The 4,993-nt window shown below is 45.6% G+C and carries 4 protein-coding genes and 2 pseudogenes; 4 read left to right on the forward strand and 2 right to left on the reverse strand.

Features of this window, described 5'->3' with window-relative positions; genetic code table 11:
• Nucleotides 1-167: IS630 transposase-related protein (locus B9T16_RS25600; protein WP_410246089.1), on the reverse strand; the 167-nt coding region annotated here is incomplete at its 3' end.
• Nucleotides 168-230: 63 nt separating this feature from the next.
• Here B9T16_RS25600 and B9T16_RS25605 point away from each other — a divergent pair.
• A pseudogene (locus B9T16_RS25605) lies at nucleotides 231-868 on the forward strand (IS1 family transposase); the annotation flags it as partial.
• A gap of 783 nt (nucleotides 869-1,651) precedes the next feature.
• Here the strand turns inward: B9T16_RS25605 and thrS are convergent.
• Nucleotides 1,652-3,466, reverse strand: a complete 1,815-nt coding sequence (gene thrS, locus B9T16_RS25610) for a threonine--tRNA ligase (protein WP_006616117.1) — start codon at nucleotides 3,464-3,466, stop codon at nucleotides 1,652-1,654.
• A gap of 896 nt (nucleotides 3,467-4,362) precedes the next feature.
• Between thrS and B9T16_RS25615 the strand changes: the two genes are divergently transcribed.
• The 3 genes and pseudogenes from B9T16_RS25615 to B9T16_RS25625 all read left to right on the forward strand — a co-directional run.
• Nucleotides 4,363-4,506 carry a hypothetical protein gene (locus tag B9T16_RS25615; RefSeq protein WP_410246091.1) on the forward strand — a complete coding sequence of 48 codons (144 nt, stop codon included), beginning with the start codon at nucleotides 4,363-4,365 and terminating at the stop codon, nucleotides 4,504-4,506.
• A 34-nt stretch (nucleotides 4,507-4,540) separates the two neighbouring features.
• Nucleotides 4,541-4,831 (forward strand): reverse transcriptase N-terminal domain-containing protein, encoded by a 291-nt coding sequence (locus tag B9T16_RS25620; protein WP_410246090.1) that lies wholly within the window; start codon nucleotides 4,541-4,543, stop codon nucleotides 4,829-4,831.
• Nucleotides 4,791-4,993: pseudogene (locus B9T16_RS25625) on the forward strand (RNA-dependent DNA polymerase); the annotation flags it as partial. The gene B9T16_RS25620 and the pseudogene B9T16_RS25625, both read left to right, overlap by 41 nt.

Genomic DNA, 4,993 nt, shown 5'->3' on the forward strand with positions numbered 1-4,993 from the left:
TTAGGTTTAGGGAGGAAGTCTCCGGTCTGTGCTTTTCTTTGCAGCCAGAGATTAATGGTGTTCCGGCTGACATGGAAAACTTGACTGGCTTCTGTTTTGAGCATACCGTCTAGTTCAATTGCATCAATAACTTTTTGTCTGAGGTCGTAACTATAGGGGGCTGGCATTTTTGGTCTTCTTAGTCATCTCGTCCTCTCCATTATACGTCCTAACTTTCCTGTCTGGTGCTATACCTGTGCCGTGAATGTGGTCGCCAATTTCGAGAAAATCCCTGTCCTGGAGGTTACAGTTCTGATGTCAAAGAGCTTTGTGTGAAAATGTCCCTCAATGGCATGGGATTTCGAGCCATTGAGAGAGTCACTGGTATTTCTCACAACACAATACTTAACTGGGTTAGAGTTGCAGAAACCCAGATGTGATGAGGAAAACTATGAAATTCCTGAAATAGCTCAAATTGATGAGCTTCAGACTTTTGTGRGTTCANAAAAAAACCATCTGGGTCTGGACAGTTGTGAATACCAAACTGCCTGKAATTCTGAAGTTTGTCATAGGCGACCGCTCATTGCTGGCTTTTACCACATTATGGCACATGATTCAGGGCTGGGCTTGTTTTCTATATATTACGGACGGATACAAAGTTTATCCTTGCTTAATTGAGGATTGCAATCATCTAGTCAGCAAAACGGCTATGACAAGAGTAGAAGGAGAAAACTGCCGTCTGAGGCACTATTTAGCCAGGCTACATCGCAAAACTTTGTGTGATTCCAAGTCCACTGAGATGTTGTACAAATCAATTCGCTTACTTATCTATTATTTGAAGCATGGACAACTTCCTCCGTTCTCTTCATCATTCCTCACTGTGCAATAACCTTGATTGGTTTCGATTTCTAGAATCCTTTCTTTCAACTCGCTTGCGTCATTTAAACACCCACTAGACTCTATTCTTACAATCAAACCGTGACCTGTTAGCATTTCCCGTCCATTACAGCCGGGCGTTGGCTTTTGGTCACATCTCACATCCTCTAGGACTTGCGGTTACACTTATCCCTACTAACTACCTCGACCAGATACTCAGAGTCCAGGAGGACTTAAAACGTTCCGTTTATATGGGCCTTCCATCTTTAGATTTGTCCTCAGAACCGGGGTACTTTCAAGGTCTGTGTAGGTAGTATAAGGTCTGTGTAGGTAGTATAAGGAGCCTCCTACTTTTCCCCTTACTCTTTTGAGCGCAGCGTTTCAACCTATTTCGCTACTTGATTCTTACGATGGTTCAAGCCGGACATTTGGTCTCCCTAATCATGGATGGTTGGCAGTGGTCTCGTTTCTGATACTAGGTTGTATCTCGGAGCCTTCCGTTCCCCGCTTCAATCCTGGGGTTATGATTCCCAAAACTGGGGGTGGCTATCGCCGTTACTCTCTACTCCCTGATTTCTCAGTTGGTTTATGACCTTGAGTTCCCTGCCTTGCTTAGATTTCTCCAAGCGTCGGGACATATAAACAGTTATGGGGATGGTCAGGAGTGCGTTCCTTATATTCAACCAAAGGGTTGAAGTCCCCACCAGGCGGTTATTTCGGGTATCTCAACCCTATTTCATCCCTGAACGTCTCGCACCCCTGATATTGAATCATAGCAGGTTTTAACCGTTCCCGGCTAAAAATCAGCAAAGTTAGCGAGCGCAAATTGTAGTCGGCTTTGGGTTTCCGCCACCGTCAAGGTCCCCAATTCTCCTAGTGCGCGGGTACGGATACTGAGACTATTAGACTCCACTTCCTTAGCCCCCACCACAGCCATAACTGGGACTTTAGCCTTTTCTGCATTACGAATCATTTTACCCAAGCGATCGTGACTGTGATCAGCTTCCGCGCGAATATCAAGCGATCGCCATTTTTCAGCCACAGACTCCACAAAAGGCAAAAACTCGTCACTAACAGGTAACAACCGCACCATTACCGGAGCCAACCATAGGGGAAAATCCCCCGTATACTCCTCAATCAAAATCCCGATCAACCGTTCCAGGGACCCAAAGGGGGCGCGGTGAATCATCACCGGGCGCTGGCGGGTTCCATCTTCGGCCACATATTCGAGATCAAACCTTTCTGGTAAATTATAATCCACCTGAACCGTTCCTAACTGCCATTCTCGTTCCAAAGCATCCTGAACAATAAAATCCAACTTAGGACCATAAAAGGCAGCCTCACCAATACCCTCAAAATAATTCATTCCCAGAGTTTCCACCGCGCGGCGGATCGCATTTTCTGCCTTTTCCCAGGCTTGGTCTGAACCGATATATTTATCAGAATTAGGGTCACGGAAACTCAAACGGGCTTTAAAGGACTGATCCAACTTGAGTTTTTTGAGGACAGACTGAATCAGATCAACCACCTTGAGAAACTCATCATCCAACTGTTCCGGGGTAACAAACAGGTGAGCATCATCTTGGGTAAAGCCGCGCACACGGGTTAATCCTCCCAATTCCCCCGACTGTTCGTAGCGGTAAACCGTCCCAAATTCAGCCAAACGGATGGGCAATTCCCTATAGGAGCGTAGACTAGATTTATAAATTTGTACATGGAAGGGGCAGTTCATAGCCTTGAGGACAAACCCCTCGTCCTCTGATTCTCCCATCATGGGAAAGAGGTCTTCGCGGTATTTTTGCCAGTGACCAGAGGTTTTAAACAAATTGACCCGCCCCAAATGGGGGGTAACCACTGGTTGATATCCCCGCCGCACCTGTTCTCGTTTAAGGAAGTCCTCAAGGGTTGTCCTCAGAATTGTACCTTTAGGAGTCCACAGAGGTAGCCCCGGACCCACTTGATCGGAAAATATAAATAGTCCTAATTCTTTCCCTAAACGGCGGTGGTCTCGTCTGAGAGCTTCTTCTTTCCGGCGTTTATATTCTGCGAGTTGTTCTGGGGTTTCCCAGGCTGTACCGTAAATGCGTTGGAGTTGAGCTTTGGTTTCGTCTCCCCGCCAATAGGCTCCCGCCACGCTTTCTAATTCGATCGCTTTTGGGTTAATATCTCCGGTAGTTTCAACGTGAGGTCCGGCGCATAAATCCCACCATTGATCGCCCAGATGGTAAATGGTAATTGGTTCCGTTAGGTCAGCCAGGATTTCTAGCTTGTAGGGTTCTCCTAGGGTTTCAATGCGCCGTTGGGCTTCTTCCCGGCTAACTTCCTCCCGGATAACGGGTAGTTTCCGCTTGAGGATTTTTACCATCTCTTTTTTGATGGCTTTTAGGTCTTGTTCCGTAAAAGGTTCCGGGCTATCAAAGTCATAGTAGAAGCCGTTTTCAATCCATGGTCCTATAGTTACTTGAGCCTTGGGAAACAACTTCTGGACTGCCATAGCCATTACATGAGAAGTGGTGTGGCGAATCCTTTTTAGTTGATCAGATTGGCTGGTTTTGGGAAGATGGATTTTTTGGGGCTGTTCTGAAGTTGCCTGTGAATTTTCGATAGCCATCGAGCATCAATTTGTGAATTGGTTGTTTGTACCGGCTTAGGTTGCTGGTCAGCTTGACCCAGACTCCAAGCCTTTCGGGGAAGGAGACGATCGCCATCGGACCAGGCTCTAGCCTTCCCATCGGATGAGCCTATTGTAGCTAAACTAGGGTAGATATGCTCAAATTTATCTTGACAGTTTGTGGGACCATATCCTAAAACTTTTGTTAAGAAAATTGTTAAGAATTGTAAAGAGTGTTAATATATTGACTAAGGTGCGAGACGTTTAGGAATCAAATAAGGCTGAAATGCCTGAAATAACTTCCTAGTGTGACTTTCACCCCTTGGTGAAATATAAGGAACTCATACCCTGACCATCCCACAACTGTTTATATGTCCCAAAGTTTGGTATAGAAATATACAAAACAAGGCAGGGAACTCAAGGTCAAAACGCAAAATCGGAAATCTTAACGATTCCTTAATAATTGCGAAGAGAGTAACGGCGGTAGCCACCCCMAGTTTTGGGAATCATAACCCCAGGATTGAAGCGGGGAAMGGAAGGCTAAGAGGTGCAACCCAACACCAGAAGCGAGACCACTGCCAACCATCCATGATTAGGGAAACCGAATGTCCGGCTTGAACCACCGTAATTATAAAGTAGCGAAATAGGTTCATACGCTGCGCTCAAAAGAGCAAGGGGAAAAATAGGGGGCTTTGGTTACTACCTATACAGACCTTTAAAAGTACCCCGGTGGATAGGACAAATCTAAAGATGGAATGCCCATATAAACGGAACGTTTTAAGTCCTCCTGGACTCTGATTATCTGGTCGAGATATCAGTAGGGACAAGTGTAACCGCAAGTCCTAGAGGATGTGAGATGTGACCAAAAGCCAACGCCCTACTGTAATGGCAGGGATATGCTAACAGGTCACGGTTTGATTGTAAAAGAAATAGAGTCTAGTAGGTGTACAAATGGCGATAGCGAGTTTAAAGAAAGGGTTTGGGAAACCAAAACCAATCAAGACTACGAACAACGCATGGAAGGCAATCCCATGGACTAAGGTTCAACGGAAAGTTTTCAAGCTCCAAAAGAGTATATTTCAAGCAGCTAAATCGGGACAGGATGCAAAGGTAAGAAGGTTGCAACGTCTACTGGTGAAATCATATTACGCCCGGCTCTTAGCAGTRMGGCGAGTGACTCAAGATAATCAAGGCMAGAAAACAGCCGGCGTTGATGGAGTAAGAGTAATCTCTCCAAGACAAAGGTTTGAACTGGTCAAGAACATTAAGGGAAACCTCAAATCAAAACCACTGCGACGGGTATGGATTCCAAAACCTGGTAGGGATGAAAAAAGCTGGAATAGGAATACCCACAATCCAAGATAGAGCAAGGCAAGCCTTGGTTAAGTCGGCTCTCGAACCTGAATGGGAATCGAGATTTGAAGGCACAAGCTACGGGTTCCGTCCTGGACGGTCTGCCCAAGATGCAATAAGTAGGATTTACCAAAGTATTAACAAAGGTGAATACTATGTGCTAGATGCGGATAT

This window comes from Arthrospira sp. PCC 8006 (assembly GCF_046480465.1).
Taxonomy (GTDB): domain Bacteria; phylum Cyanobacteriota; class Cyanobacteriia; order Cyanobacteriales; family Microcoleaceae; genus Limnospira; species Limnospira platensis.